This is a genomic window from Pseudidiomarina sp. WS423 (assembly GCF_050750165.1).
GTDB classification, from domain to species: Bacteria; Pseudomonadota; Gammaproteobacteria; order Enterobacterales; family Alteromonadaceae; genus Pseudidiomarina; species Pseudidiomarina fusca.
The window spans coordinates 104,571-130,989 of the sequence record NZ_JBOJLN010000007.1; the positions used below are offsets into that span (position 1 = coordinate 104,571).

Consider the following 26,419-nt stretch of genomic DNA (forward strand, 5'->3'; position numbering starts at 1 on the left):
GGCCCTTTTTTTGTGCATTTTACCGGTTGCACTATCGCGATGCACTATCACAATGCACGCAAATGCACTATCATGGTGCAAAAGGTGAGTAAAAGCACCTCCTAATATCGTTAGCATAATTATTAGTTATTGATTTAATTGATATTTAAATAGTTGGCACGGGGTTTGCTTTAGTTTTGTGCAAACGCAGTGCAGAAAGTTTCAGTGCACGCTATACTCATTGTTCATTTTGACGATTGCGATCGCGGAGGATCACATGTCTACACCACAAGACGTTATGGCTTTTATTGAAGAAAACGAAGTTAAATTTGTAGATTTGCGCTTTACCGATACCAAAGGTAAAGAGCAGCACGTGACCATTCCGGTGTCGCAAATTAACGAAGAATTCTTTGAAGAAGGCAAAATGTTTGACGGCTCGTCGATTGGCGGCTGGAAAGGTATTAACGAATCAGACATGGTACTGATGCCAGATTGCAGTACCCTAGTATTAGACCCGTTCACTGACGAAGTCACCATGAACGTGGTTTGCGATATCCTCGAGCCAGATACCATGCAAGGTTACGATCGTGACCCACGCTCTATCGCTCGTCGCGCTGAAGAATACTTACAAAGCATGAACATCGGTGACACCGCGTTCTTTGGTCCAGAGCCAGAGTTCTTCTTGTTCAACGATGTACGTTTTCATACTGACATGAGCGGCAGCTTCTACAAAATTGAAGCCGACGAAGCAAAATGGAACTCAGGTAAAGAATTCAAAGACGGCAACTTAGCGCACCGTCCTGGCGTAAAAGGCGGTTACTTCCCTGTGCCTCCGGTAGACTCAGCGCACGACATCCGCAGCACTATGAGTACGGTGATGGAAGACATGGGCTTAGTGGTTGAAGCGCATCACCACGAGGTTGCTACTGCTGGCCAGAACGAAGTTGCCACCCGTTTTAACACATTGGTTAAAAAAGCTGACGAGATTCAAACCTACAAGTATGTGGTCCACAACGTGGCCCATTCTTACGGTATGACCGCAACCTTTATGCCGAAGCCGATTGTTGGCGATAACGGTTCAGGTATGCACGTTCACATGTCGATTAGCAAAGATGGTAAAAACCTGTTTGCTGGCGACCAGTACGGCGGTTTGAGCGAAATGGCGTTGTATTACATCGGCGGTATCATCAAGCACGCACGTGCCTTGAACGCTTTCTGTAACCCAACCACCAACTCATACAAGCGGTTAGTCCCTGGTTACGAAGCACCGGTCATGTTGGCCTACTCAGCACGTAACCGTTCTGCCTCTATTCGTATCCCAGTGGTTGCTAGTGCAAAAGCACGTCGTATCGAAGTTCGCTTCCCAGACCCAGCCGCTAACCCATACTTATGTTTTGCGGCACTCTTAATGGCTGGTTTAGACGGTATTAAAAACAAGATTCATCCTGGCGATGCTATGGATAAAGACTTGTACGACTTACCACCAGAAGAAGCGAAAGAAATTCCAACCGTGTGTCATTCATTAGAAATGGCCCTAGAAGCGTTGGATAAAGATCGCGAGTTCTTAACCGCTGGTGGCGTGATGACGGACGACATGATTGATGCATACATTAAGCTGAAGCACAAAGAAGTGATGACGCTGAAAATGACCACTCACCCAATCGAGTTCGACCTTTACTACAGCGTCTAATTCAGCTGAGGTTTGAACCTAGGAGGACCGATGCTTATTAGCCGCCTCATGGTTGTGATAATGCTGGCCGTTGCAGTTTCAACTGCAGCGGCACAGCAAGTTTACAAACGGCAAAATGCTGATGGCTCGGTCACATATTCGGATCAACCCTTACCCCAAGCTGAAGTGATTAACTTACAGCCGGTGCCAGTCACCGAATTCACCACGCACACCCCGGTTACTACCCAAACTCAAACCGCCATGCCAACGGTTACTGATGCCGCAGCGCCCACGGCCCAGATCATTGCGCCCGCGCAACAAGCCGCGGTGCGTGCCAACGATGGTTCAGTTGCGGTGCGGTGGCAAACCACACCCAACCCACTACCCGATGGCTATCAGTTACAATTGCGAGTTGATCAGCGCATTGCTTGGCAGGGTTCCAGCCAAACCGAACTGACCTTGACTGATATCGACCGCGGCGAGCGGCGCTTGCAACTGCGGGTGCTTGATGCCGAAGGTAACGAAGTATCGCGCTCAGATACTATTGTGGTGTATGTGCTGCGGGCTAATATCAACAGCCCAGCCTTGGCGACCGGAGCAACTAGCGGTGATGGTGGTGGCAATGACGGCAACTAACGCTGATTGCACCACTGTGGTGCAACCTAGTTTAGATCAGCTCTTAACCGCGGTGGTGCAACTCGATACCGATTATTGTATTGCCTACATGAACACCGCGGCCGAGGCGCTTCTTGATGGCAGTCGTAATCGGCTGCAACAGCAGGATTTTTTTAGTCTGTTTAGCTACAGCAGCATCGACCCCAACACCCTCAAGCAAGCGCTCAATGACGACCAATCGGTATCCGACAGCGACGTGACCTTAGTTTTTCATGACGGCCAACGCATCACGGTCGAGCTAGTTGCGCAGCCACTGAAACTAGAGCAGCAGCGCATTGGCGTATTGCTTGAGCTGCGGCAAATGGACCAAATTAGGCGCATTAATCAAGAAACCGTACAACAGCAGCAACTACTGGCAGCGCAAAGCATGGTGCGCGGCATGGCCCATGAAATCAAAAACCCGTTAGGTGGCTTACGTGGCGCTGCGCAGTTGCTGGCAAGCGAACTTGATGATGCCGAATTACAAGAGTATACCGATTTAATCATTAACCAAGCCGATCGTCTCAGCACCTTGGTTAATCGCATGTTAGGGTCAAATCAGTTGCCCCAACCAGAGCCCAGCAACATCCATGCGGTGCTCGAGCGGGTGCTGCAAGTGGCCCGTTTAGCTGGTGCCGAACAGATTCGTTGGCAACGAGATTACGACCCAAGTTTGCCTGAGTTAACCATGGCCGCAGACCAGATTGAACAAGCGTTACTCAATATCGTCATGAACGCATGTGAAGCGCTGGCGCCAGAAGCTGGTGGCGAGATTGTGCTACGAACCCGCATCGCCCACCAACAAACCTTGTATGGTAAGCGCTACCGGCAATGTGCGGTGGTCGTGATTCAAGATAACGGCCCGGGTATTGCCGAAGCACTCCGCGATACCCTGTTTTATCCTATGGTAAGTGGGCGAGCCGGCGGTACTGGCTTGGGCTTAGCGATAGCGCAGAATATCGTGCACCAACATAGTGGCAAGATTGAGTTGCAATCGCGCCCAGGGCACACCGAATTTACCCTTTATCTACCCTATGTAGAAACCTTAACATGAACAACCTAAGCAGCAACGAAGCAAACCGCAGCAGCAATGCGGACATTTGGATTCTGGATGATGACAGCTCCATTCGCTGGGTATTAGAGCGGGCGCTCGCCCGGGCGGGTTTAAGCTGTCGCAGTTTTGCCGATGCCAGCAGTGTGTATCAGGCCTTGGCACAGCAAGCGCCCAGCAGCCAGCCGCGGGTGCTGTTAAGTGACATTCGGATGCCCGGTGATGATGGCTTAGCGGTGCTAGAGCATATGCGTCATCATTATCCGGAGCTAGCCGTAATCGTGATGACTGCCCATTCTGATTTACAATCAGCGGTGAGTGCGTTTCAGGGTGGTGCCTTTGAATACCTCGCCAAACCCTTTGATTTAAACGACGTGGTGCAAACGGTGAGTCGCGCCTTACAAAGAGAGCGCAGCCAAGCTCCCACTCCAGCTACCGCGGTTGAACCTAGCAGCGGGCTGCGTGGTTTGATTGGCTCAGCACCAGCGATGCAAGATGTGTTTCGGGCCATTGGGCGGCTCTCTCATTCTAGCGTGACGGTACTGATCAATGGTGCATCGGGCACTGGTAAAGAACTGGTCGCCCGAGCGCTACATGACAATAGCCCGCGCGCGCACAAACCCTTTATTGCGCTCAACATGGCGGCGATTCCTGCTGACTTGATAGAAGCTGAACTGTTTGGGCACGAAAAAGGTGCTTTTACCGGGGCCAGCAATGCCCGCCAAGGCCGTTTTGCGCAAGCGCATGGCGGCACACTCTTTTTAGATGAAATTGGTGATATGCCGTTAGCGGTGCAGACGCGCTTGTTACGTGTGCTCGCCGAAGGCCAGTTTTATCCCATCGGTAGCTATGAACCTGTTACTGTTGATGTGCGTATCATCGCAGCCACCCATCAGAATCTCGAACAACGAGTCAAAGACGGGTTGTTTCGGGAAGATTTGCTGCATCGGCTCAACGTGATCCGACTAACTTTGCCTACTTTAGCTGAACGGCGTAGCGACATTCCGCAATTGGTGGAACATTTTCTGCAGCAAGCAGCGCAAGAACTCGGTGGTCAACCCAAGCGTATCAGTGCGGCTGCCATGGCAGTGTTACAGCAAGCGCCTTGGCCCGGCAACGTACGCCAACTCGAGAACAGCTGCCGCTGGCTAACCGTAATGGCCCCCGCCGCCGTGGTCGAAGTAAGCGATCTGCCCCCTGAGTTGCAAGCCGAAAGACATTCGGCCCCAGCTACGGAGCTGGGTCTGCAAGTGGTTCTTCAGACGGAGTTGAAGCGGCGCATCGCGGCCGGCGAGCAAGATATTTTGGCACCTTTGTGCAAAGAAGTGGAACAACTGGCGTTGGAGCTTGCCTTAGAACATACTCAAGGACACAAGCAAAACGCCGCGAAAATCCTGGGTTGGGGGCGCAATACCTTAGCGCGCAAACTTAACGAAGCGTAAAGTTAAGGTAAACCCTGTGTAAAGCAACGAGCTTTCTTTACATAATTAAGAAAACTATACTTCTAGAAAACTCAGGAACAACACCATGACCAAGTTATTGTTAGTAGATGATGATGCCGAATTAAGCAGTATGCTGGAGCAGATTCTGACCAAAGAAGGCTATCAATTAACCTTAGCCGCCGATGGTGAGACGGGTTTAGAGCGTGCCCTTAGCGGCTCTTATCATCTCATTCTGTTAGATGTGATGCTGCCTGGTATTAACGGTTTTCAGTTATTACAGCGCTTACGCCAGCAGCAACGCAGCACCCCAGTGTTGATGCTAACCGCGCGTGGTGATGATGATGACCGCGTACAAGGCCTTGAGCTAGGTGCTGACGACTACCTGCCTAAACCTTTTAACCCGCGCGAGTTAGTTGCAAGAGTGAAAGCCTTGTTGCGACGCACTCCAAATACGACAGTGGTGCCTGAGCCTATTCATTATGCGGGCTTTTGGGTTGACCCTCAGCAAAACGAAGTGCGCTGCGATGAAGCTAAGCTAGAACTGACCCCCACTGAGTTTGATATTTTACGAACCTTAGTGCAGGGACAAGGCCAAGTTGTGAGCAAAGATCAGTTATCAGTAGCTGCGTTGGGACGTCAACTTGCGCCATTTGATCGCAGCCTTGATGTGCATATCAGCAACATCCGTAAAAAAATTGAGCTTAACCCCGAGCGCATTCAAACCGTGCGTGGCCGCGGTTACCGCCTACTGCAACTGGCCTAAGCTAGGGACAGCATGGCTATTCGCTGGTATCAATCGCTTACCTTAAGACTATTGCTGTTGTTCTGGCTACTGCTCTTTGCGGTAGCCACCAGCGGTTATCTATTAGCGCTATGGTATGCCAAACCAGCCCAGCCAGAACCCTTACAAGACAGTATTAAAACTGCCTTGGCGCCGCTGTTATCCGATCAAGTAACCTTCAGCTCACTATCGCCAGGGCGTTTAGTAGCAGCCCAGTACCGAGTGGCAGCGGCTGTCACTTCCGAGGCCGGGCCCAACCGCCTGCAGCTAGAGCCTAATTTAGCCAGTACCCATTACGAAGTGCTGCTAAGCCAGTTAGCCGCCGACCAGCCCGAACAATTACGGCTCGCCAATGGCTTATTGATCGGCCCTTTTAGTTTAGGCGAACAAAAGATTCTGTTGATTCGACCGCTGAGTGCAACCGAGCAAGCAGAGCAACAAGCCGACGCCCAGCAATCAGAGCAAGCACAAACTCTAACCTTGGTGTTTGGCAGTTTGCTCATCGCCGTCTTGCTTGGCTTTTGGTTGGTGCAGCCGCTGAAGCGGCTCACCTTTGCTACCAAGGAAATTGCCGAAGGTGCAGAGCGACTGCATCTAAAAAAGCTCCCTAAACGTTCCGATGAGTTGGGCGAACTAGCTCGCTCATTAGAGTCTGCCGCACACGATCTTACCGTGTCACGAAACGCCCAACGGCGTTTATTGAGTGATGTCTCGCACGAGTTGCGATCACCGCTGGCGCGGATGCAAGTAGCCTTGATGCTAAGCCAAGACGATGATAACCCTGATAGCAACCCACACTTAAGCCAGATGGCCCGTGATGTGGATCGCTTAGGCACCATCATTGAGCGAATTTTATCTTTATCGCGCCTAGAAAACGGCTTAGTACCGCTACAGCGTGAACAACTTGATGTCGGCGAACTCATGCGCGTACTCGCAGCTGATTTGGCTTACGTAGATGCCAGCTACGGGGAGCGGGTGAGGGTACTAGATGGTGATTGGCCGATTACTGCTAGCGATGACGAACTGTTGCGCCTAGTGATAGAAAACTTAGTGCGTAATGCGCTGCAATATACCGACCATGGTATTGAGATCAGTTGCGAGCTTGGCGATAGCGAGTGCTTTATCTTGGTGCGTGACCACGGTGATGGCGTGCCAGAAGAGCAACTAGCGCAGCTGTTCGAACCTTTCTATCGTGGTGACCCATCGCGCCATCATAAAGCTGGCGTTGGGCTAGGCATGGCGTTAAGCTTAAGGGCAGCAAATGTGTTAGGCGGCTCGGTGAGCGCGCGCAATCATCCTGACGGTGGCTTAGAAGTGACAGTAACACTACCCTTAGTGAGCGAGGATGAAACCGCAGCACAAGCACCATCTGCCTAAGTTGAGGCCCAATAGTTAACCAGCGGTAACCATGCAATGACGCAGCAATCTGTGCCAGCCGATAATGATCCTCAATGGCTGCGCTTTTATCTACAAACCATCACTCCCTTTTGGCAGCAGCAAGTACAAACCCTGCAGTTAGTGCGCCCTGATAAGGTTAACTTAACCTGGTATTTGCATCAGCCGGAGCAAGCCAAAGCCTTGGTGCTGATTAGCCCAGGGCGAGTAGAAGCGGGCTTAAAATATCAAGAATTAGTCTGGTGGCTAGCCCAACAAGACTACGCCGTGGCCGTGTTAGATCACCGTGGCCAAGGTTTCTCAGATAGGTTAAGTAATAATCCTCACCATGGCCATATCGACCAATTTGAAGATTTTGTCACCGACCTTGAAGCCGTTGCTGCCGCCGCCACCGACCTGTGTCCGCAGTTGCCACAATACTTGCTGGCTCACTCCATGGGCGGCGCTATTGCCAGCTTGATGCTAGCTCGTGGTAACCATAAGATTGAGAAAGCCGTGTTTTCAGCGCCTATGTTGGGGCTAGATACCGGCCGTACGCCCAAGTGGCTGGCGCAAACCATTGCAGTATCAGGCGCTTTGTTGAATCGATGGGTACAGCCGCGCAAGCCTTGGTACTTTATTGGGATGGAAGATTACCGCACGGTGCCCTTTGACGAAAACGAACTCACGCATAGCGAAGCTCGTTATCAGATGTTCCGTGACTTGTACGATCAGCATCCGCAAGTACAACTAGGCGGGCCTACATTTAATTGGGTAGCACAGGCCTTTGCGGCTGTGCGCGCAGCTCAGCAACAAGCAGCGCAAATCAGTATTCCGATCTTAATGTTGCAAGCTGGGGCTGACACCATTGTCGATAACCAAGGCCAACGACAGTTTGTGCAGCAACTACCGCATGCGGCTAGCCGCATCGAAGTGATAAAGGGAGCTCGGCATGAATTATTCATCGAAGCAGACCCGTATCGGCAACAAGCGCTAACGCACATTCAAGCTTGGTTTAACCAAGCGCATCCCTAAAAAGGCGTGTCGTCGTTATCTGGTACCACCGATTGTGGATCCATGTGCACAATCACATCGGTAGGCGGAAACAGCGCCGCTACTTGGCGTTCAACCGTATCAGCAATGTGATGAGCTTGACGAATCGACAAATGATCATCTAATTCTATATGGCATTGTACAAAACGAACTTGGCCGGCTTCGCGAGTGCGTAAATCGTGCACGCCCAACACCCCCGGTACCGCTTTAATGGTGGCTAAAATCTGCTGCTTCTCAGCTTCTGGTAGTTCTCTATCCATCAAGCTTTGAAACGCATCCCAGCCGATGCGCACCGCGCCATAGGCCAAGAAAATAGCAATCCCGATAGCAAACACACTATCCGCCCAGCCCATGCCATAGGCATTGAACAGGAGCGCAACAATAACTGCGGTATTTAAGGCTAAATCAGAGGTAAAGTGCAACGAATCAGCAGCAATGGCTTTAGATTGTGTTTTTGCCACCACAATGCGCTGCAAGATCACCAAGGCCAAGGTGGCGACAATAGCAAATAGCGACACATAGATACCAATCTGGTGTTGTTGCACCGGTGAGCCTTGCACCCATTGCTGAATACTATGCACAAACAACAACAGCGCGGAGCCCGTGATGAGCGCCGACTGCACTAACGCGGCTAGCGATTCAGCTTTACCATGGCCAAAGCGGTGCTCGTTATCGGCTGGCTGAATAGCATAACGAACGGCGAAAAAGGTGAACAGGCTGGCTAAGCTATCTAGCATGGAATCCGTCAGCGAGGCCAACATACTCGATGAGTCTGTCATCAGCCAAGCACCGGCTTTAACCACAATCAACAACAGTGCCACCGACACCGATGCCCGTGTTGCTAGTTTTACCCAAAAGCCATAATCACGCATTGCGTTACCTATTGTCCTTGTGCGAAACCCTGCTGACGCCAAGCTTCGTAGCTCACCAGCGCCGCCGTATTAGATAAATTGAGCGATCGGTTGTTGGGCATCATGGGAACTCGCAAACGTTGGGCTGGTGCAATTTGCTCCATCACCTCAGGCGCTAAGCCACTGGTCTCGGAACCAAACAGCAGCACATCGTCGGGCTGATAAGCTACCTCGGTATAACCTACAGTACCTTTGGTGGTAATCGCATAAAGGGTACGCTCACCCATAGCCTGCTTAAACGCAGCAAAATCAGGATAGCGTTCGACCCGGCTTAAATCATGGTAATCCAACCCTGCACGGCGTAGTTTCTTCTCTTCAAAATCAAAACCCAGCGGCTCAATTAAGTGCAACATACAGCCATTGTTCGCACATAAACGGATAATATTACCGGTGTTGGCTGCCATCACCGGGTTAAACAAAGCAATATGAAACATGCAAATGAACTCTCTTTACTCATTAGCAGCGGATGCTACTAACGATCTTTGTCAGTATCTAACTGGGCGTGCTCAAGATCAGGCTCAGAGTAAAATTGACGAATCTCGCCCGAGCTCACCAATTTTCTAAATTGGGTATCAAACCAATCCCGCAGCAGGCGACCGCGCGGGGTATTATGAAAAAGCACATGAAGAGGATCCGCTTCACGTAATTTCAACTCATGGTAAGGCGTAGTAATCCAGTCGGGTTGATTGGCCCTGAAAGTGACCACGGCGCCAACCCGTCCTTTATCTAACATCACAAAACAATCCAGCGAGTTGCTGCCATAGTAAAATGATGTGCCGGTCGGAAAGTAGTGCTCATAATGGTACCCGGCAACAAAACATACAGGGCGCTTCAACGCGCCTTGCATGGCAGCGGTGATGCTGTGCTGATTGAGAGCAAACACATATAAATCCATATCGTAGTCAACATGCAGACGTGAGCTAATAGCATCCACACGAACCTGTTCTATATTGCTGCCAATGAGCATATCGAAGCGCTGATCTTGCAGCCCCAATACCGCGCGCTGAAAGCTGCTGGTATGTAAATCAAGTTCGTCTGCGACGGGTTCAAAAACGTGCCGAATGACATCCCAATAACGGCCTGACCCATCCACCGAGGTGCGCGTTCGCCATAACCCGGCAGCGGCTGACACTAACTGAAAATGGGGCGGCTGGTTAAACTCTTGTAGCGGCTCGATAATCACTTGATGGTCATTAAAAATTTGCGTGATACGACCGTTATCGTGCATCTCGTCAAGGGTGCTATCGAGCTTGGCCAGCAAGGCTTCATGCTGCTTGTGTAGGTAATGATAACCAACGATGTATTTGAGTGGCACAATCACCAAATGTTTTTGCTGATAGTAACCCAATTGACGCGCTTCAAAATCGTTGATGAGCAGCGCCCGAACGCGATTATTACTAAACATCAAGTGCAACTGGTGCAGGTCTTGAGCCTGTACTGTCGGGCCCTTAAAAGACTCCTGTTTGAGTAGTTGCACCGGCCCTTGTTGACCATTGATGTAGGCTAGGTTTTCGACATCTTGCAAATTACACACGCCGCAATAACGACGATCGGCAACCAGCACTAATTGAAAACCAAACAACGGAAAGCTGCTGCGGCGTAAATTCGGATAGTTTTCGTCTAAATCAGGCAAGCGCCCTAGCTCGCCGGCAATTCGGCCGTTGTTGGCTTCAACTAAACTGCGCGTACGCGGCATCTCGACGTACTCAACTTGCACGTTATGCTGGGCATAAGCTTCTTGCATAATCTCTTGCAGCGCATGGCTTAGGGGGCCAGGCTCGGGCGCACGAAATACCAAGGTCTGAGATGTCGTTGGGACGGCTACATTTGCTGTCGCCTGGGCCGCTTGGGCCGCGGGTAAGGCTAATGTCAGCAGCAAGCTAACTAGGAGCGCAGCAACCAGCAGGCAGCTAGCGCGCTGCCAAGCAGAGCCAACAGTGTGTGTGGTTGTGATTGTGGCAAACCCCATCAGCAACACCTATCCAGCCATGAAAAATTAAACCTTCCGCAGTATATCAGGTCAAAATGCCAATAACAGCTAAACTTAATTGACTGTAAGCGCCTAACTCGTTAGCTTGGGCGCCATTCAATGGTGGGAGTAGACGTATGAAACCAAATGTGTGGTCGTGGCTAGCAGCCATCGGCATCAGTGTGAGTGCCGGCTTGCCAGGCAGCAGCTTAGCGCAACAAACAGGGCCCGAATACCAGCTCTTTTTAGCGGGCGACGAACTTGCGCTCTGTAGCAGCATGGCTTGGCAACATTGCGATGATACCAACTGGATTGATAACACCAGCATGCGTACGGATCGCTACCTAAACCTCACGGATAAGTACGTGAAGCCGCTGTTGGCCGACGAACGCTGGCCGCAACATCGACGCGAAACCCGTGATGATGTAGCTGATGCCATTGTCATTATTCGCAACCGACTCAACGAAGACATCGTGCCAGAGCGGGTCTTTTTAGAAGAGTTTACGCGGCGCGCCACCCGTTATTTGTACGACAATTTGTCCGAGCGCGAATGGAACCTAGTGGTTGATCACTTAGAGATGCCGGTACCACAAGGCAAAACGGATACCGCACGCTTGGATGAGCTGGTATTGCCTGCCAAACGCGACATTCTTGAGGCGTTTATTCGCCAAGCAAGCCTGGTGAAACAAGCACAATCCAAAGACGACAAAGTACCTACCATAGTGATTGCCGCGGTTGGGGCGCGAGACCCCTTTACCGCCGTCGAACCTTTCTTGAGTGGATTTGCCCAAGCCGGCGCTAAGGTACAGTGGCTACCCCTAGATGCAGCAGTGAATACCGCGCAGCGCACCAAACAATGCAACGAGTTAGAAGCCCTGCGAGAAACCGAACTCGGTACTTGGCATCGGGCTCGCGTGCATGCTGATAAACATCGTCAGCAGCTAGAGTTTTGTAACAACCCCTTGGCTGGCATCAAAATGATTGACCAAGCCGACGGCTTATTTATTGTGGGTAACGACCCGAGCCTAGTGCGGGCCGCATTATTAAACCCGCTTAGTCAGCCGACCGACATCATGACGTCCATTTATCTAAAAATGAAAGCGAACCGATTAGTCGTGGGCGCAACCAGCGATGCCATGAACGCACTCACAGCGCGCGCCATGGTGGCCAGCGGCACCAGTGCTGAAGCCTTGCGAAGTGGAGCCATTGCTGGCGAAGCTCCTCCTTTTGCCTGCAATAAAGACGACAGCTGTCCACGCAACATGAATCAAGATAGCGTCAGCTATCACCCTTTAGGCGGAGTAGGTTTGTTCGAGTTTGCTAGCTTAGACGGACAATTCTCCGATTTAGGCCGGCATGGGCGCCTTTTAAGCGTTGCGGCCACCACCGCCACACCACTTGCTGTAGGCATCGATGCGCGCACTGCATTAGCCGTCAACGTTCATAGCGGCGCCTTTACCGTGCTTGGTGAACGCGGCGTCTTCTTTGCTCCAGCCCCGCAACAAGTAGAGCATTCAGTAGTATCGGCGTTTCATTACCTGACCGCAGGTGCCAGCGGGCGGTTTGTTGACCACGACATCAGCAACGTGACCTTTGCCAAACGCGATAATGTGGTGCAAGAAGATCCCACCACGCGCTTCTTGAACAAACGCGGTGCGGTAGACTCCTTACGATTGATTTGCCAACAGCGCGACCAGTTTAATCTGATCGAAAACGAGTTCCGCTTGATGGTGATTGCCGATGATGCCACACAGCGACAAAAATCTGGCGGCGAATGCCAAGTGATGAATGCCCGCCTAGGTATATCGTGGCAGCCAGAGAAGTTTTAACCAACACAGGGTTGCAGAGAAATGAAAAAAGCTGGTGGAATTGTTCAAGCCACCAGCTTTTTTATTGCGAGATGAGAACTGCTTTCAGGTGGACTGGTTAAGCCACACCATACTGCGCTCGATAAGCTTTTACTGCGGGCAAAAACTCAGCTAAATCGGGGCTGTCTTGTACGTAAGCAATCACATCGTTTAACTTCACAATGCTAATCACCTGCGCTTGATAATCACGCTCAACCTCTTGAATCGCGCTTAGCTCACCTTGGCCCTTTTCTTGCCTGTCTAAGGCAATCAACACCCCAGCCAGCTCTGCGCCATTGGCCTCCACAATCGCCATAGATTCACGAATAGCGGTGCCAGCGGTAATCACATCGTCGACTAACATCACTCGCCCAGTAAGAGCTGAACCCACTAAGTTACCGCCTTCGCCGTGATCTTTTTTCTCTTTACGGTTGAAGCAGTAAGGCACGTCTTTTTGATAGGTGTCATACAAGGCAATAGCTGCTGCAGTCGCAATAGGAATGCCTTTATAAGCAGGGCCAAACAGCAGATCATAATCGACCCCGCTGTCTTGCAATGCCGCCGCATAAAAACGCCCTAGGCGCGCCAAATCAGAGCCTTTATTAAACAGTCCAGCATTAAAGAAATACGGACTAGTACGCCCCGACTTCAGCGTAAACTCACCAAACTTTAAAACACCACGTGAAATGGCAAATTCAATAAAATCTTTTTGATACTGTTTCATATGAGAGCCGTTATTCGTTATTCGTTATTCGTTATTCGTGCGCTGCGCTGTTCGTGCGCGCTTCGCGCTGTTCGTGTTGTTTACGCCAATGCTTGTTTTTGTAAATCCATCAGTTCGCGGATGGCGTGTTTGGCGAGGTCTAGCATAGCGTTCATCTCTTCGCTCGAGAACGGTTCGCCCTCAGCGGTACCCTGAATTTCAATAAATTTACCTGCTTCAGTCATCACCACGTTCATGTCGGTTTCAGCTTTTGAGTCCTCTGGATAGTCTAAATCAGCTACCGGATTACCTTCGTACATCCCCACAGAAACTGCAGCAACCAAGCCCTTCAGCGGATTAGTCTTAACCAAACCTTCTTTACGCATCCAGTTCAAAGCATCCACCAACGCCACACAAGCACCGGTAATCGATGCCGTACGCGTACCACCATCAGCCTGCAGCACATCACAGTCGATGGTAATGGTGTTTTCACCCAACGCCGCCATATCCACACAAGCCCGCAACGAGCGGCCAATCAAACGCTGAATCTCTACCGTGCGACCACCTTGCTTACCACGCGCCGCCTCACGGTCCATGCGCGTGTGCGTTGACCGCGGCAACATACCGTATTCAGCCGTGACCCAACCTTGGCCCTTACCCTTCAAAAAACGCGGTACATTGCGGTCCACACTAGCGGTGCACAACACCTTAGTGTCACCGAACTCAATCAGCACCGAACCTTCGGCATGGCGAGTAAAATTCCGGGTAATAGTTACCGGGCGAATCTGTTGGGCTGTACGACCACTTGGACGCATGTTGAATTCCTCTGCTGCGCAAAAATAATGGCGGCGATTATATCAGATATGGATGTGAAATTCCGTTGCTTTGCGAGAGGTGCTAAACTATCCGTATTACAAACCTAAGGAATACCAATGATTCAATCAATGACCGGCTATGCGCGCCATGAACTCAAAGCTGAGTGGGGCACCGCCACCTGGGAAATGCGCTCAGTAAACCAACGCTTTTTAGAAACTTATTTTCGGTTACCAGAGCAAATTCGTTCATTAGAAAACAGCCTGCGCGATCGCTTACGCAAGCAGCTACAGCGCGGCAAAGTAGAGTGCAATTTGCGCCTACACATTGAGCAAAAAACCGAAGGCGGCTTGAGCTTAAACGAAGAACTAGCACGTAGCGTTATTTCTTCTGCAAATTGGGTTGCCAACCAAAGCTCGAGCGCGCAACTTAACCCGCTAGACGTACTACGTTGGCCGGGCGTGGTTGCCCAGCAAGAAGACGACATGGACACCATTCAAGCCGACGTAATAGGTGCTTTTGAAGCCTGCTTGAGCGAGTTCATTGAAAACCGTGGCAGCGAAGGCAAAGCCCTCGAGCGCATGATTGAAGAGCGCCTTGAAGGTATTTCTACCCAAGTAACTTTTGTGCGCGGCCGTATGCCAGAAGTCTTACAATGGCAGCGCGATAAATTGCTAGGGCGCTTTGAAGAGGTCCGCGTAGAACTCGACCCAACCCGCCTTGAAGCCGAAATGGTGATGCTGGCGCAAAAAGTAGACGTCGCCGAAGAGCTCGATCGCCTCAACGCCCACGTTATCGAAACCCGCAAAATACTACGCAAAGGCGGAGCCTGTGGCCGCCGCTTAGATTTCATGATGCAAGAGTTCAACCGCGAAGCGAATACTCTGGGCTCCAAGTCAATTAACGCTGACATTACCGCCGCTGCGGTGGAGTTGAAGGTGTTGATTGAGCAGATGCGCGAGCAGATCCAGAATATCGAGTAGTCTGGCGTTTTTTCCGCAAGGTAAGCCGGGTGGGGCCTCGTGCCGCGATACCAACCACACCCTCAATGCGGACTATTGAGGGTGTACTTGCATGAAGAGGCTCTAATAGGCCCTGTCCTAATTTAAAGGGAGATATAGGGCATTTTACCGTAAATGATCAATGACGTAGTTTTCGCAGCCAAGTATCGGCGCTGGGCGTAAGAACCACCTCAGTTCGACGCGTTTTTTGAGTTCATGAACTTCAACCTGCTCTGGCGTCATCGGGCTTCCTTGTGAGAATCCCCCTAGTCGACGACTAACTGTGCTGTTTCCAGTCTAAATTCCGCGCTGAAGTTAGGATGGTTCTTCTTTGTCATTCTGTCACCTGATTTTGCTATGCTGTCATCATAACAGCTCTAATCAAGTGGCCAAATTAGCTATGCCACTACATGTCGCTATAGCGGAGGAAGGGAAGCATGCTTGTATTTAATGGAAACCAGAGTAAAATGCTCACCTCAGAAACTATGACACTACATATGGTGTCATAATGTCTGGAAACTTATTGAAAGAAACACTAAGCTTGTTTGAGAGTGGAAAAGCGTTGCGATGCAAAGAAGTCATCGCAGCGCTTGAAACGCTTGGGTTTGAGGTGCGAGATGGTAAGCGCGGTGGTCATAAAGTTTATGTCCATGATGGACTTAATGATTTTCACTCGAGTGCATTTAATTGCGATCACGGTAAGAATCCGCAAATAAAACCGGCCTACATTAAAAAGATAGTGAAAGTATTAAAGCAGTACGAACAAGAGCTCTTAGAGTTACTTGGTGAGAAATAACGGGAGACTTGTATGGACGCAACAAAATACAACATAACAGTACGTAAGGGCGTATTTTCAGGCGAAGAGTGCTATGAAGCGCGTGTGCTTGAACTTCCTGACATTGCTGAATACGCCGATTCGTTCGAAGAGGCTTATGCGTTGGCGGTTGATACGGTCGAGACAACAGCTGTAATTTTTGCCGAGAAAGGTAAGATTATGCCTGCTCCTTTTGAGCCTGCAGACGACTTCAGTGGCCGTGTAACACTTAGAATGCCCAAAACCATGCATCGAGCGTATTCTCGCATGGCAGAGATCGAGGACGTGAGTCTAAATCAGTTACTGGTGAACTGCCTGTCGTATGCGCTTGGTGCGTTCAATTTGAAGTATCAGGAATACACTGATTCCAGTTCAAATATTATTCCGCTCAGTAAGCAATCACCGAAAGTGAAGAGTGTCAGAGCCTTACCTATCAGTAGCTCGCAACCAACTGATGAGCTTCAATATGCATGAGCCATTAAAGCGCGCAATTAGTGCGTTGCAGATCACGGATGTTTATTTAAAAAGTTCGTCTGTACATACCATGGAACAATGGGATCCCAAGCGAGAGGATTTTAGCCGCCTCAAATACCAGTTCCTGCATGTAATCGATAAATCTGAAATCATTGATGTTGAGGAAAATGAAGGGCCAGATAGCGATAAGGTAACGTCTAAGAGCTTTTTTTTGGTTTACATTACACTCGGTAGTCGGGTTGTTGATCAAAACGCACTTGAGGATGAAGGTGACAAGAAGCACGCAAAGGAACCGTTCGCCCAAATTGAGGGGACTTTTGTCGCTGAGTATTCAATAAGTGATGACTTCGACAAATCCGATGAGGAAGCGTTGAAAGCGTTTGCGCTTTCTAATGCCAGCTTCCATGTGTGGCCTTATTGGCGTGAATACCTCATGTCCACCTGCACTCGACTGAACCTTCCAAAGATACCTTTGCCGGTAAAACAGTTCACCAAGAGTTAGTTGTTGAATCATTGAATGTGCAGGGTATACCAACCACACCCTCAATGCATACCACTGCAGGTGTACTTGCACGAAGAGCCACTTCACTTGAATGGTAAGGGATACTTATGCCACTAATTATCTTTGTTACGGCAAACCAAATTTTGGTCAAAATTCGGCACGCTGTTCAGCAACATGCCACGCTTTATTAGTAGGCCAGATTCTCAATGAATTATACGCGTCGGTTCTCATGTTAGCGTAGCGGTATGCTTCTTAAGTGTGTTTCGATGGCTTCAATCATCGACTTGGTAAGTGGTAAATGCGCTTTTTCTTTCGCCCAGATTTCATGAAAGCCTGCCACGGTTTGCTTGGCAGTATCTAACACCAATTTTTCTGGCAGCATGGCTTTAGCCGCTAAGTGTGACAGCTCATCCAGCGTAAAATCACTGAATTTCTTGCTACGACTCACCTTCAGTGCCGCGCTATCATCGGGGATATAAGGAATAGTCGAGACAAAATCATAAGCAGGCGCAATCGATGCGCCTTAATGAATCAACTAGGAATAATTATATACAAAAACATATCACCGCAATCCCACGAACACAAGAATGATTAGCTCGCTTACAAAATACCACACCCAGCTTTAAGCTAAATCAACCTATTTACTGTTTGGCTTCTCGATTGAAATCCAACGCTGGTAGGCCTTGCCATCGCTTGAAAAGCTTGTTTTACTGTCATTGAAAAAGCGCGGCATTTTCCTGTTTGCGCTGAGCCAATGTCTTAGCAATCGCAGACACTGTTGTTTTACTGATCCCTTGTTGCTTGGCAAGATACGTAAATTGGCTGATGGCTTCTGCGACTTCTTCAATGACTTGCCTTGCCTCATGCCAACTCCCATAGCCAGCACTGGTCGCTAGCTTTTGCATCACCTTAAGCGGTGGCGCTTTACCATAACCGCTGAAAGCAGTGGCGTGTTCGTTGAATGGATGTGGGCTGTAGGTAACATCATAAAAAGGTGCAGGATTCCATTGACCGTCATCCGCTTGCAAAAACGCCCAGTTTTTACTGTGGTCGTCTTGATTAGACGACAGCAGGTTAAAAACAGCACGGCGAAATTGCAGCTGCCCGGCGGCTGGTGATTTACACAACTGACGACTGGCTTTAATTAAATCAATGTAATCTAAACTTGGCGTTCGAAAGTCAGCATCCAGCAGCCCGCAAGCGCTGTGCATATGCAATCGACCTGCACTGCGCTTTCTGCCTAAGTCGGCCTGTTCAGTGACATAATCAAAACGCTTAAGCGCCAACCAAGCAGACGCACCGCTTGTAGGTGGTGCTTCAATGAGTTGCCATTGCGGCGGTTGACACTTAGCAAGTTCTGCCATTTGTAAATAAACTGCCTCGCACAAACCTTCTTCATGCCCGAGTGCGAGATTTTTAGAGGTAAACTTCACCAGCCAAGCCTCATCTCCAAGCAGAGCGAAGGTTCGACAATACTGAGTTTCCCCAGCAGGCATATAAATCTGCGCCTTGGGCCTTGCTCCCCCCGAACTACCTCCGGCGACTAATGCGGCTAACACCTGTTGCGTATGCCCATCTAACTCACCGTGATTATCATCCATATAATCTGACATCGAAGAATCGAACAGCGTTTGTGCTTCTAAGCCTAACGTCGCTAAATCAATATCCGCGTGCGTGGTGGCCGAAAACTCAGACACCGGAGAAAAAGACAATGCTCCCATGCCTTTATCACCGACAAAGGCTAACCTATCCATCGCCGTTAATTGATTAGGCAGGATGCCCTTTTGCCGGAAAATACGATCTTGTAACAACATGCCCCAGCCATCGGGTAAACAATCTCCAAATACGCCATGTACACCTTGGTGCGGCGCTTTTGGAGCGACTTGAACTTGCGCGTTCGACTGCAAGGTAAAAGGAGATAAATTGCCAAACTGCTGCAAATAGCTGTCTGCATACTGAAAAAAAACGCCTTGCCGATTCTGCACCAAGACCCCTACTGCAACCTGCTCACCTGAACTTAAGGTGCGAGTCACGGCAAGTTTTTGAATGGGTTTAAAACTCATCTTTTAGCACCTCATCAATACTAGAGGGCATAGTGACCCGTTCTTTGCTAGGTTGTGTGAGTTGATAGAGCCTCTCTAGCGAATCAAGGGTCTGCCATAGCAACAGCAATTGGCGAAATGAAATTTGCCCGGTCAGCTCAAATTTCTTAATGGTGGCCGCAGGTACACAGCTTCGCTCAGCAAGCGCAGATCGTGACAGCTTTGCCTGCTTTCGTAACTCACGTAAATAAGCCGCATAGGCTTGGCTTACATCGGTATCATCAAGTAAGGTAAATTTCATCCGCAAAGGCCAAATGGATACAGTAATATCCATTATAGCGAAATAAAACAGAAAGTGGATGTTATTGTATCCATTTATGGTTGAGGTGTTGAAAAAATTACTCGATAAAGCCCTTCAAAACCGCTATGTTTTAGCTCTAACAGCAGCATAAAAACGGCACTGTTTTTCCGTAGTTTTAGCCAAGAAGCACCACTAAGATTTAGTAAAAGCCATAGGCAAGTGGTGGGCAAACCGGCATTTTTGAAAGGTTTCTTTTCGATAAACCATTGAGTTTATTAGGGTCTAGGCCACTACTCAATGAGCAGATCCAGAACATCGAGTAGCCCGGCGTTCCACGCCGGGGGGCGCCCCGCGCCGCGAATCTCAAACCAAAAAAAGGGAGCCCATTCAAGGCTCCCTCCCTCTCTCTTTCTTACATCAGTAATAAGCTTTAACCCCGCTTAAAAGCGATAGTCAAAACCAACTGAAACGGTTTGCGGCTTGTTCGGCCGGGCGCCGTATGGCAGACGCGAAATAATCACCTGCTCATCAAAGATATTCTCTATCTTAAAGAACACAGTGGTTTGTTGGTTCAATGGGTAGCGGCTAATCCAATCTACGGTCAACAATGAGTCGGTTTCGGCGAAAGCGCTGTCATTGCGCTGACAGCCAACATTGACGCAGGTTTCACTCATATACTTCACCACGGCATGGTTGTCCCAGCCATTCGCCATCAGTAAGCCAATTTGCGCGCTAAAAATTTGCTCAGGGATATCAGCCAAGGTATCGCCATCTTGCACGCCAGTGAGTGGGTTATCGGCGCTGATTTCGGCACTGGTATAGGTATAGCTTAGGTGAACGGGCACGCTGAAGGTGTCGTACTGCCACTCGTTACCCAACTGTAGCTCAATACCTTGCACGAGCGCTTCGCCAGTGACATAACTACCCGACGTGGCGCCGTTACTGCATGGGCTTGCTACTGAGCAGGCTTCGGCTTGGTTGCTAAAGTCGCTGCGGAAGAAAATCGCTTCGGCAAACAAGTCTTGCGCTTGATAGCGGGCGCCTAACTCGTAGTTGGTACTGGTTTCTGGCTCATCAGTTTCGGTGGCACCGCCGCCGAGTGGAGCGAAACCGCGATGCACACCCGCTAGAAGTTGAACCGAGTCATCAACATCATAGGTTAAAGATACGCCTGGCAACCATTCTTGTGCGTTGCTGCTGCGCTCGCTTGGGCTATCAGTGCGTTCAACCGTGGCATACTGTTTGCGGAAACTATCCGCGTCTTCGTAGCGCAGTGTGGCTTGTATCTTCAAGTCAGCCGTTGCTTGCCATACGTCGGCCAGCCAAAACGCCATAGCATCAGCGCCTTCAAGGCGATTATCGCTGCCCGTTGGTTGCACGGTTTGTTGATAGACTAAGCTGCCGTTGACTTGATCATAGATTTCTGCCGGTTGGAAGCGGTCCATACGGTCGGTGTGGTCGCGTAGGCCTACTTCTAGTTGGTGAGCGCCCAGGTCAGCTTTGAGTCGTGCTTCAATACCGTAGGACTCATAGGCGCGATTGTTGTGGGTATATTTGAGCCCCTGATAGTCGCGCGTGCCGTCCAGCACGGCTTGCGCATCGGCGTCGCCAGCGTTTGCTGCGCTAATGAGCGAGTTAGGGCTACCATTGAGCCAGTCGCGTTTAAACTCATTGCGATAACCAACCAGCGCGAGGCCTAGCGTATCGGTTAAGTCCGCTTCATAGGTTAGGCTAAGGCCAGTGTGTTGATTGTCCATTTGGTCAATTGCGGTTAAGCCATAACGACGGTTTGGGTTGCGCGCAAAGTCAGTATCAGTCAGGCCAGTATAGGTCTCGTTAGAAACTTGCTCAGAGTATTGAGCTTTTGCGGTAAGGCTCTGGTTCACACCTGACCAACGTAGTTTCACCAAGTAATCTTCAATATCGTGACCGGCATCGCGGTTAGAGCGGTCGATGTCTTTAAAGCCGTCACTGTCGCGTTGAACAGTATCGATCAGCCAGCCCCATGCGCCTTCGGTGCCACCATAGTAGGCGTGAATATCACGACTATTGTTCTCGCCCATGCGCAGTGTAACGGCTCCCTCTGACTGCTGGGGAATCGGCGTGGTGACGAGGTTAATCACGCCGCCTGTGGTTTGTGGCCCGTAGCGCAATAATGGTGCGCCTTTTAGCACCTCGATGGTGTGCATGCGATAAGCTTCGGGAAAATAATACGCGGCTGGATTTGAATAAGGCGCTGGCGCAATCATCACGCCATCTTCAAGTAGCGTGACTTTGCTTGACCTGCCACCGGCTGCTGCGCGAATGCCGATGTTTGGGCGTAGGCCTTGGCCGTCTTCTTCACGAATATAAACACCCGGCACAGTCTTGAGCAATTGGTTGATGTCAGTATTTACCTCAATCGCCATTTGCTCTGGGTCAATGACCGCGCTTGACCCTGCCACAGTGCGTGCGGCACGTTTATCGCCAATGATCTGAATTACTTCCCTAATATCGTTTTCGGCAGTTTCATCTGCTTGCACCGTAGGGCTGGTGAGTGCGACGGCAATCGCACCGGCTAAAAATGAATAACGCATACTTCCCCCAAATTTCATATTTTGAAAGTTAGGCGAGATTATAAATGAAAACAATTCGCATTTGCAATGGTTGGTGTTTCGCAATTGCGAACTCCCAGTTCGCTTACGCAACCTGGGCATGCCGATGTGCCATTGTGCCGAGAGTCCCTACAGAGTCATCATCAGGAAAGCTCCGAGGTTATTATTTTGGTCAGGTTTGCATAAAATGTTTGCTGATCTGGTTCGCCAACACGGCTAAACCGCGGACACAAAAGTTCGCACCCACATATCAGCTGTCAGGGTTATTTGCTCAAGGGCCGCAGCTTTTGCCCGACCTTGGCTGCTGGCGCGGTATAGGTGCGGCGTCATGGCGAGCAAATGCTGTATGTGCTCGCGCTGGTTCAGTTCGAATACAAAGGTTAAGCGCTGTTCGTCGGCCAATTGCCAAGTGTCGGCAGGCACCGGCAGTTGCTCGGGCTTACTGTGCACTTGCGGATAAATGATTTGCTTCAGTTCTAACAGGTGCTCACTGGCTGGGTCGACCATAATCAAACGGCCACTGGGCTTCAGCACGCGGTTAAATTCAGTAGAAACCGGAAAACCAAACAAGCACAGCAGCGTATCGACACTGTCGGCCGGTAACGGGATCTGACTGTTTGAGGCAACCAGCCAAGTGACTCGCGGCGCTTGTGTGGAACCCGACTGTTTGGCTGCAAACTGCACCGCCCATTTAGAAATATCTAAGCCAACGCAGTTCAACGACTGCTGGCGCTGCTCGGCCTGGGCCAAGAGTTCGCGTAGGTAATAGCCTCCACCGCAACCCGCATCAAGCAGCGTTTGCGGCTTACCGTTGAGCACCAGCTGAGCGATTTTGTCGGCCAATGGCTGATAATACTTGGCACGTAAAAACTCAGCGCGAGCTAGCACCATGGCTTTGCTGTCGCCGGGGTCTTTTGAACGTTTGTTCTGCACCGGCAGCAAATTCACGTAGCCTTGTTTCGCCACATCAAAAGTGTGGCCGTTGGCGCAGCGCCATGACCGATGAGAGCTATCACACCGCAGTGCTTGTGTGCAGATAGGGCAGTTAAGAGTCAACATTTCGATAGATCATTGTGAATTCCAAGAAACTTACTATAACACCTCAATCATGCCGAAATTACCCACAAAGTACTAATTTTAATACTGATAAATCGAGATGACCCATCGAACTAATTTGGTCTATGGTTAGAGTTCAAGGTAATATTGCTCAACTTTTAGTGAGAACGCTCAAAAATCGAGCGGAAGATCGGAAGAAAATATGGATTTAAATCAACAGAGCGTCGATTTTTCAGAGCTCTTTGACGCTAGCGCGTCGCCCATTATCGTGTTAGACGCGCAACTGGTTATACGCGCCTGCAACAAAGCCTACGAAGCCCTTATTAACACCAAACGCGAAGACCTTTTAAATCGGCCAGCGTTTGACGTGCTTTCAAGTGGTAACCCTGAGCAAGACGAAGCCCTGCTGCAGTCATTTAATTGAAGACCCCGAGCTGATTCCGTACCTGCATGAACTGGGCATTCATTATGGGCAGGGCTATGGCATTCATCGGCCCGCGCCGCTTTAAACCTAACATTAACCAACATTGAACGCCGGTTGTTTCAACAGCTGTTCTGCACGGCTAATACCTAAGCGCTTGGCCACCTGTTGCCACGCGCCAACAGCGGTTAGAACGTCATCGTAAATGGCTTGAGCTTGGGTACGCTCAAGTCGGAAAAAATCAATCACTTCAAATGCCAAGTTGTAATCGAGTGCATTTGAGTTGTCAGTAATGTTTAAATGCAACCCCGTTTTACCGACGATAGGGTTCAAATCGTATGCGGGTGACAATTTCCAGCCTTTTGCGGTTAACAAAAAGCCGTGATTCCGTAAATGATCATCGGTGTTTGAAATGGCGATATTAAATACAATTCGACGCCATAGTTGTGCAAGGTCAGCTTCAGTTTGTGAGCCGTTGTTAGTTAAGAACTCAGCTAATTCTAAATAGCTCGCCCCTTCAGATTGCTCACCATCGTAATATTGCAATTGCGTCATGGCAGACGTGAAATGAAGCCTATCTGCGCCCACGCGATCAAAGCGTTTGGTTAAAAACGTATGATGATGCGATGAGTATTTCTCAATTTTGCACGGGAACATGTCTACGCCGGCGCTCAGGGCTAACTCGTAACAAAGCAGCTCCCAGGCAGCTACATCATGGTCGTCATTTGAGTTGGGAAATTTGGCAATCCATAAATGATTATGTTCGTCACGAACACAGGCTTTAGGCCGTGCGCCGCCTAACGATGACCCCGGGGCTATAAGCATTTTCAGCCATCGGTAATAGTCATCGCTATCAATATTTTCGTCATGCTCAAGCTGCAAAGCTGCGTATTCAAGCTCACGCAGCGAGGTTACTGGTGGCGCAGCGAAATCTGCGTGGTCATCTAAAAATGCATCAGATTCTGATGTTTTAAATCGTAAACCACCCATACGGTATGAGTCGTGAACACCTAGTAAATAATCGATCTCAGTCATTCGGTCGGTAGCACGCAGGCCTTTTCTAAACTCAATAGCTGCGCGGCGCTGCATCAAAATACGGCCCCACCTGTCGGGTGACGAGTCAAAAAACGCACGAAAATTATGGTTTGCGTCGTCATTAAAAAACTCGCCGCTATGCAAGCTCAACTGCGGATCAATTTGCAAACAGTACGGTGACGTTAGAAACGCGCGATCATAAGCAAAACTAAATATACCGCCCCGGCTGGTGTCAGAAAATCGTAGCTCGCCAACGCGAAGTGGCGATTGAATGGGTAACCACGAGGCATACACGTCCACATTGCGACGGCTCATTGTGAACCCTCAAGTAACTTAATGTTTTGTAACTTAATGCCTACTTCATCGTGCGCGGCCAATTTGGCGAAGTTGTCTTCCATGCCAAGTACGGCCATAACTTTTAGGTATGAGCCTATAGCCACACCGGGGTCTCCGGCAAAAATTTTATTCACAGTTTTATAATCAAACCCGGTTCTGTCGCATATAAGTTTTTTGGTAAATCCGCGGCGTTTCGTCGCCAACAATAAATCCTCGCCGAATATTGCTAATATTCGTCGTTGTTTGGGAAATAAAACTTTGTGTAAGTCGCGCTTTGCCATAAATACCTAGGACTATTATCCTGTTTTCTGTGTATTAAGTGGAATATAGTCCTATAATTGTAGCTATTCAAGTCGAAATCTCGTAATTTATTTGGATATTATTCCTAATGTTAGGTTGAAAATTGGAATATAGTCCTATTTTAGGTGGGTAAACCATGTGTGGAAGACTTAATGTAGTCAGTGATCCGTTATGCCAGCTAGTAACCGAGCAGCTGGGCTTTAAGTTTGACACGCCAACCAATCATGATCTGCGGCCAACGCAAATGGTGGCTGCAATTACCACGCCCATCAACCACAATGGCTTGCAGCAACTGAATACCCAGTGGGGAATACAGCCGCAGTGGGCGAAACGCATTATTATTAACGCCCAAGCCGAAAGCGTGGCAACCAAGCCGACGTTTAAGCGCTCATTCAAACAGTTTCGATGTGTGGTACCGTGCAGCGGTTGGTATGAGTGGCAGCAAGAAGAGGGGCAACCCCGAAAAACCAAATACCTATTTGCTGAAGCGCATAACCAGCCACTTTACATGGCTGGCATTTACTTTCCGCACCTAGAGCATCAAGCACAGCTCGTTACCCTAACCACCGCTCCCACCAAGCAGTGCGCACAATACCATCACCGCATGCCGCTGCTTATTCGCCCCAGCGAAGTAGAATTTTGGCTAAATAGCGAAGCCGACGCGCTGGCGCCGCTATTGCAGACCCCGGCGGATATTGAGTTGGTTATTTCTGCTTAGCTTTTGTGTGCCATCAACGAAAGCTCAAAGCCGCAAGCTTGTGCATATTTCACTAACGTGGCCCAACTCGGGTTGGTATTACCCCGCTCAAGCCTGCTGATATTGCTTTTACTTGTGTGCATTCTCTTGGCTAATTGCTCCTGGGTAAGGCCTGCCTGCGCACGCATGTTTAACAGCTGATGAATAAGATTGAATTCATCTTCAAGATTGTCGTACTCGGCCTTTACTTCTGGGTTTTTAAGAGCCTGTTTTTTTAGCTGTTCTAAGTTCATGATGTTTTTACCTCCGCTAGCCTTTTACGAGCAATCTCAATTTCATTTTGCGGTACTTTCTGTGTTTTCTTTACAAATACGCTAAGTACGCAGATCCGTTCTCCATCTAAGTAGCAGAACAGCCCTCGAGCAATACCCTCTTGAGCCTTAGCTCGTAATTCGAATAGTCCATGACATATAAACAACCTCCTTGTTATCATTTATGATAACTTCGATAGTTAAGGTTGTCTAATTTATAAGCTTTTAGGACATGTCATTTGATGTGGGTGGGAAATAGTAATAATTGACTATAAATATCGATAACTTA

The 26,419-nt window shown here is 49.5% G+C and carries 28 protein-coding genes; 14 read left to right on the forward strand and 14 right to left on the reverse strand.

Features of this window, described 5'->3' with window-relative positions; translation table 11 throughout:
- The first annotated feature begins 256 nt into the window (after positions 1-256).
- The 7 genes from glnA (at position 257) to ACQ661_RS08080 (ending at position 7,985) form a co-directional block, all read left to right on the forward strand.
- Positions 257-1,669, forward strand: coding sequence for a glutamate--ammonia ligase (gene glnA, locus ACQ661_RS08050; protein ID WP_219968236.1), 1,413 nt, complete (start codon positions 257-259; stop codon positions 1,667-1,669).
- Between the two features lie 30 nt (positions 1,670-1,699).
- Positions 1,700-2,284 (forward strand): DUF4124 domain-containing protein, encoded by a 585-nt coding sequence (locus ACQ661_RS08055; RefSeq protein WP_110075624.1) that lies wholly within the window; start codon positions 1,700-1,702, stop codon positions 2,282-2,284.
- The gene (gene glnL, locus ACQ661_RS08060; RefSeq protein ID WP_431668104.1) at positions 2,271-3,356 is read left to right on the forward strand and encodes a nitrogen regulation protein NR(II); all 1,086 of its coding nucleotides are present in this window, start codon (positions 2,271-2,273) and stop codon (positions 3,354-3,356) included. The genes ACQ661_RS08055 and glnL overlap by 14 nt, the downstream gene beginning before the upstream one ends.
- Complete coding sequence (gene ntrC / locus ACQ661_RS08065; protein WP_153826248.1) at positions 3,353-4,795, forward strand: nitrogen regulation protein NR(I); 1,443 nt, start codon at positions 3,353-3,355, stop codon at positions 4,793-4,795. The genes glnL and ntrC overlap by 4 nt, the downstream gene beginning before the upstream one ends.
- 85 nt (positions 4,796-4,880) lie before the next feature.
- The gene (locus ACQ661_RS08070) at positions 4,881-5,558 is read left to right on the forward strand and encodes a response regulator transcription factor (RefSeq protein WP_110075621.1); all 678 of its coding nucleotides are present in this window, start codon (positions 4,881-4,883) and stop codon (positions 5,556-5,558) included.
- A 12-nt stretch (positions 5,559-5,570) separates the two neighbouring features.
- Entirely contained in the window at positions 5,571-6,953 is a 1,383-nt protein-coding gene (locus tag ACQ661_RS08075; RefSeq protein ID WP_313932952.1) for a sensor histidine kinase, read from the forward strand.
- Between the two features lie 36 nt (positions 6,954-6,989).
- Positions 6,990-7,985 carry an alpha/beta fold hydrolase gene (locus tag ACQ661_RS08080; protein ID WP_431668105.1) on the forward strand — a complete coding sequence of 332 codons (996 nt, stop codon included), beginning with the start codon at positions 6,990-6,992 and terminating at the stop codon, positions 7,983-7,985.
- Here the strand turns inward: ACQ661_RS08080 and fieF are convergent.
- Genes fieF through ACQ661_RS08095 form a run of 3 tightly spaced genes read right to left on the reverse strand, consistent with a single transcriptional unit; the run spans position 7,982 to position 10,883 of the window.
- Positions 7,982-8,875, reverse strand: a complete 894-nt coding sequence (fieF, locus tag ACQ661_RS08085; RefSeq protein ID WP_153826246.1) for a cation efflux pump FieF — start codon at positions 8,873-8,875, stop codon at positions 7,982-7,984. The genes ACQ661_RS08080 and fieF overlap by 4 nt on opposite strands.
- A gap of 8 nt (positions 8,876-8,883) precedes the next feature.
- On the reverse strand, positions 8,884-9,348 hold the full coding sequence (locus ACQ661_RS08090; protein ID WP_153826245.1) for a tRNA (cytidine(34)-2'-O)-methyltransferase: 465 nt from the start codon (positions 9,346-9,348) through the stop codon (positions 8,884-8,886).
- A 38-nt stretch (positions 9,349-9,386) separates the two neighbouring features.
- A complete protein-coding gene (locus tag ACQ661_RS08095; RefSeq protein WP_431668106.1) occupies positions 9,387-10,883 on the reverse strand; it encodes a hypothetical protein in 1,497 nt (498 codons plus the stop codon).
- A gap of 137 nt (positions 10,884-11,020) precedes the next feature.
- On the opposite strand from ACQ661_RS08095, the gene ACQ661_RS08100 reads away from it, so the two are divergent.
- Positions 11,021-12,712: a cyanophycinase gene (locus ACQ661_RS08100; RefSeq protein WP_431668107.1), complete on the forward strand. Its 1,692-nt coding sequence runs from the start codon at positions 11,021-11,023 to the stop codon at positions 12,710-12,712.
- A 97-nt stretch (positions 12,713-12,809) separates the two neighbouring features.
- On the opposite strand, the gene pyrE is transcribed toward ACQ661_RS08100, so the two are convergent.
- Positions 12,810-13,454: an orotate phosphoribosyltransferase gene (pyrE, locus tag ACQ661_RS08105; RefSeq protein WP_431668108.1), complete on the reverse strand. Its 645-nt coding sequence runs from the start codon at positions 13,452-13,454 to the stop codon at positions 12,810-12,812.
- 80 nt (positions 13,455-13,534) lie between these two features.
- The gene (gene rph / locus ACQ661_RS08110; RefSeq protein WP_110075613.1) at positions 13,535-14,248 is read right to left on the reverse strand and encodes a ribonuclease PH; all 714 of its coding nucleotides are present in this window, start codon (positions 14,246-14,248) and stop codon (positions 13,535-13,537) included.
- Between the two features lie 117 nt (positions 14,249-14,365).
- Between rph and ACQ661_RS08115 the strand changes: the two genes are divergently transcribed.
- The 4 genes from ACQ661_RS08115 (at position 14,366) to ACQ661_RS08130 (ending at position 17,037) form a co-directional block, all read left to right on the forward strand.
- Positions 14,366-15,229: a YicC/YloC family endoribonuclease gene (locus tag ACQ661_RS08115; RefSeq protein WP_431668109.1), complete on the forward strand. Its 864-nt coding sequence runs from the start codon at positions 14,366-14,368 to the stop codon at positions 15,227-15,229.
- 526 nt (positions 15,230-15,755) lie between these two features.
- Entirely contained in the window at positions 15,756-16,043 is a 288-nt protein-coding gene (locus tag ACQ661_RS08120) for a type II toxin-antitoxin system HicA family toxin (RefSeq protein WP_110075609.1), read from the forward strand.
- Positions 16,044-16,055: 12 nt separating this feature from the next.
- The gene (locus tag ACQ661_RS08125; RefSeq protein WP_431668110.1) at positions 16,056-16,535 is read left to right on the forward strand and encodes a toxin-antitoxin system HicB family antitoxin; all 480 of its coding nucleotides are present in this window, start codon (positions 16,056-16,058) and stop codon (positions 16,533-16,535) included.
- Entirely contained in the window at positions 16,528-17,037 is a 510-nt protein-coding gene (locus tag ACQ661_RS08130) for a hypothetical protein (RefSeq protein ID WP_431668111.1), read from the forward strand. Before ACQ661_RS08125 ends, ACQ661_RS08130 begins: the two co-directional genes overlap by 8 nt.
- A gap of 232 nt (positions 17,038-17,269) precedes the next feature.
- Here the strand turns inward: ACQ661_RS08130 and ACQ661_RS08135 are convergent, their stop codons facing one another.
- The 5 genes from ACQ661_RS08135 to ACQ661_RS08155 all read right to left on the reverse strand — a co-directional run bounded on the left by ACQ661_RS08135 (position 17,270) and on the right by ACQ661_RS08155 (position 23,033).
- Entirely contained in the window at positions 17,270-17,485 is a 216-nt protein-coding gene (locus ACQ661_RS08135; protein WP_431668112.1) for a hypothetical protein, read from the reverse strand.
- Between the two features lie 265 nt (positions 17,486-17,750).
- On the reverse strand, positions 17,751-19,100 hold the full coding sequence (locus tag ACQ661_RS08140; protein ID WP_431668113.1) for a type II toxin-antitoxin system HipA family toxin: 1,350 nt from the start codon (positions 19,098-19,100) through the stop codon (positions 17,751-17,753).
- The gene (locus ACQ661_RS08145; protein WP_313933326.1) at positions 19,090-19,380 is read right to left on the reverse strand and encodes a helix-turn-helix domain-containing protein; all 291 of its coding nucleotides are present in this window, start codon (positions 19,378-19,380) and stop codon (positions 19,090-19,092) included. Before ACQ661_RS08145 ends, ACQ661_RS08140 begins: the two co-directional genes overlap by 11 nt.
- Positions 19,381-19,820: 440 nt before the next feature.
- Complete coding sequence (locus ACQ661_RS08150; protein WP_431668114.1) at positions 19,821-21,956, reverse strand: TonB-dependent receptor family protein; 2,136 nt, start codon at positions 21,954-21,956, stop codon at positions 19,821-19,823.
- 234 nt (positions 21,957-22,190) lie between these two features.
- Complete coding sequence (locus ACQ661_RS08155; RefSeq protein ID WP_431668115.1) at positions 22,191-23,033, reverse strand: putative RNA methyltransferase; 843 nt, start codon at positions 23,031-23,033, stop codon at positions 22,191-22,193.
- A gap of 199 nt (positions 23,034-23,232) precedes the next feature.
- On the opposite strand from ACQ661_RS08155, the gene ACQ661_RS08160 reads away from it, so the two are divergent.
- Positions 23,233-23,454 (forward strand): PAS domain-containing protein, encoded by a 222-nt coding sequence (locus ACQ661_RS08160; protein ID WP_313933329.1) that lies wholly within the window; start codon positions 23,233-23,235, stop codon positions 23,452-23,454.
- A 93-nt stretch (positions 23,455-23,547) separates the two neighbouring features.
- Here the strand turns inward: ACQ661_RS08160 and ACQ661_RS08165 are convergent, their stop codons facing one another.
- Together ACQ661_RS08165 and ACQ661_RS08170 are read right to left on the reverse strand one after the other, a co-directional pair.
- Positions 23,548-24,801 (reverse strand): type II toxin-antitoxin system HipA family toxin, encoded by a 1,254-nt coding sequence (locus ACQ661_RS08165; protein ID WP_431668116.1) that lies wholly within the window; start codon positions 24,799-24,801, stop codon positions 23,548-23,550.
- Positions 24,798-25,103: a transcriptional regulator gene (locus ACQ661_RS08170; protein WP_110075600.1), complete on the reverse strand. Its 306-nt coding sequence runs from the start codon at positions 25,101-25,103 to the stop codon at positions 24,798-24,800. The genes ACQ661_RS08165 and ACQ661_RS08170 overlap by 4 nt, the downstream gene beginning before the upstream one ends.
- A gap of 155 nt (positions 25,104-25,258) precedes the next feature.
- On the opposite strand from ACQ661_RS08170, the gene ACQ661_RS08175 reads away from it, so the two are divergent.
- Positions 25,259-25,840: an SOS response-associated peptidase gene (locus ACQ661_RS08175; RefSeq protein ID WP_431668117.1), complete on the forward strand. Its 582-nt coding sequence runs from the start codon at positions 25,259-25,261 to the stop codon at positions 25,838-25,840.
- On the opposite strand, the gene ACQ661_RS08180 is transcribed toward ACQ661_RS08175, so the two are convergent.
- Together ACQ661_RS08180 and ACQ661_RS08185 are read right to left on the reverse strand one after the other, a co-directional pair.
- The gene (locus ACQ661_RS08180) at positions 25,837-26,112 is read right to left on the reverse strand and encodes a helix-turn-helix domain-containing protein (RefSeq protein ID WP_110075591.1); all 276 of its coding nucleotides are present in this window, start codon (positions 26,110-26,112) and stop codon (positions 25,837-25,839) included. The two genes, ACQ661_RS08175 and ACQ661_RS08180, sit on opposite strands and share 4 nt — an antisense overlap.
- On the reverse strand, positions 26,109-26,312 hold the full coding sequence (locus tag ACQ661_RS08185; protein ID WP_431668118.1) for a type II toxin-antitoxin system RelE/ParE family toxin: 204 nt from the start codon (positions 26,310-26,312) through the stop codon (positions 26,109-26,111). Before ACQ661_RS08185 ends, ACQ661_RS08180 begins: the two co-directional genes overlap by 4 nt.
- Positions 26,313-26,419: the final 107 nt, after the last annotated feature.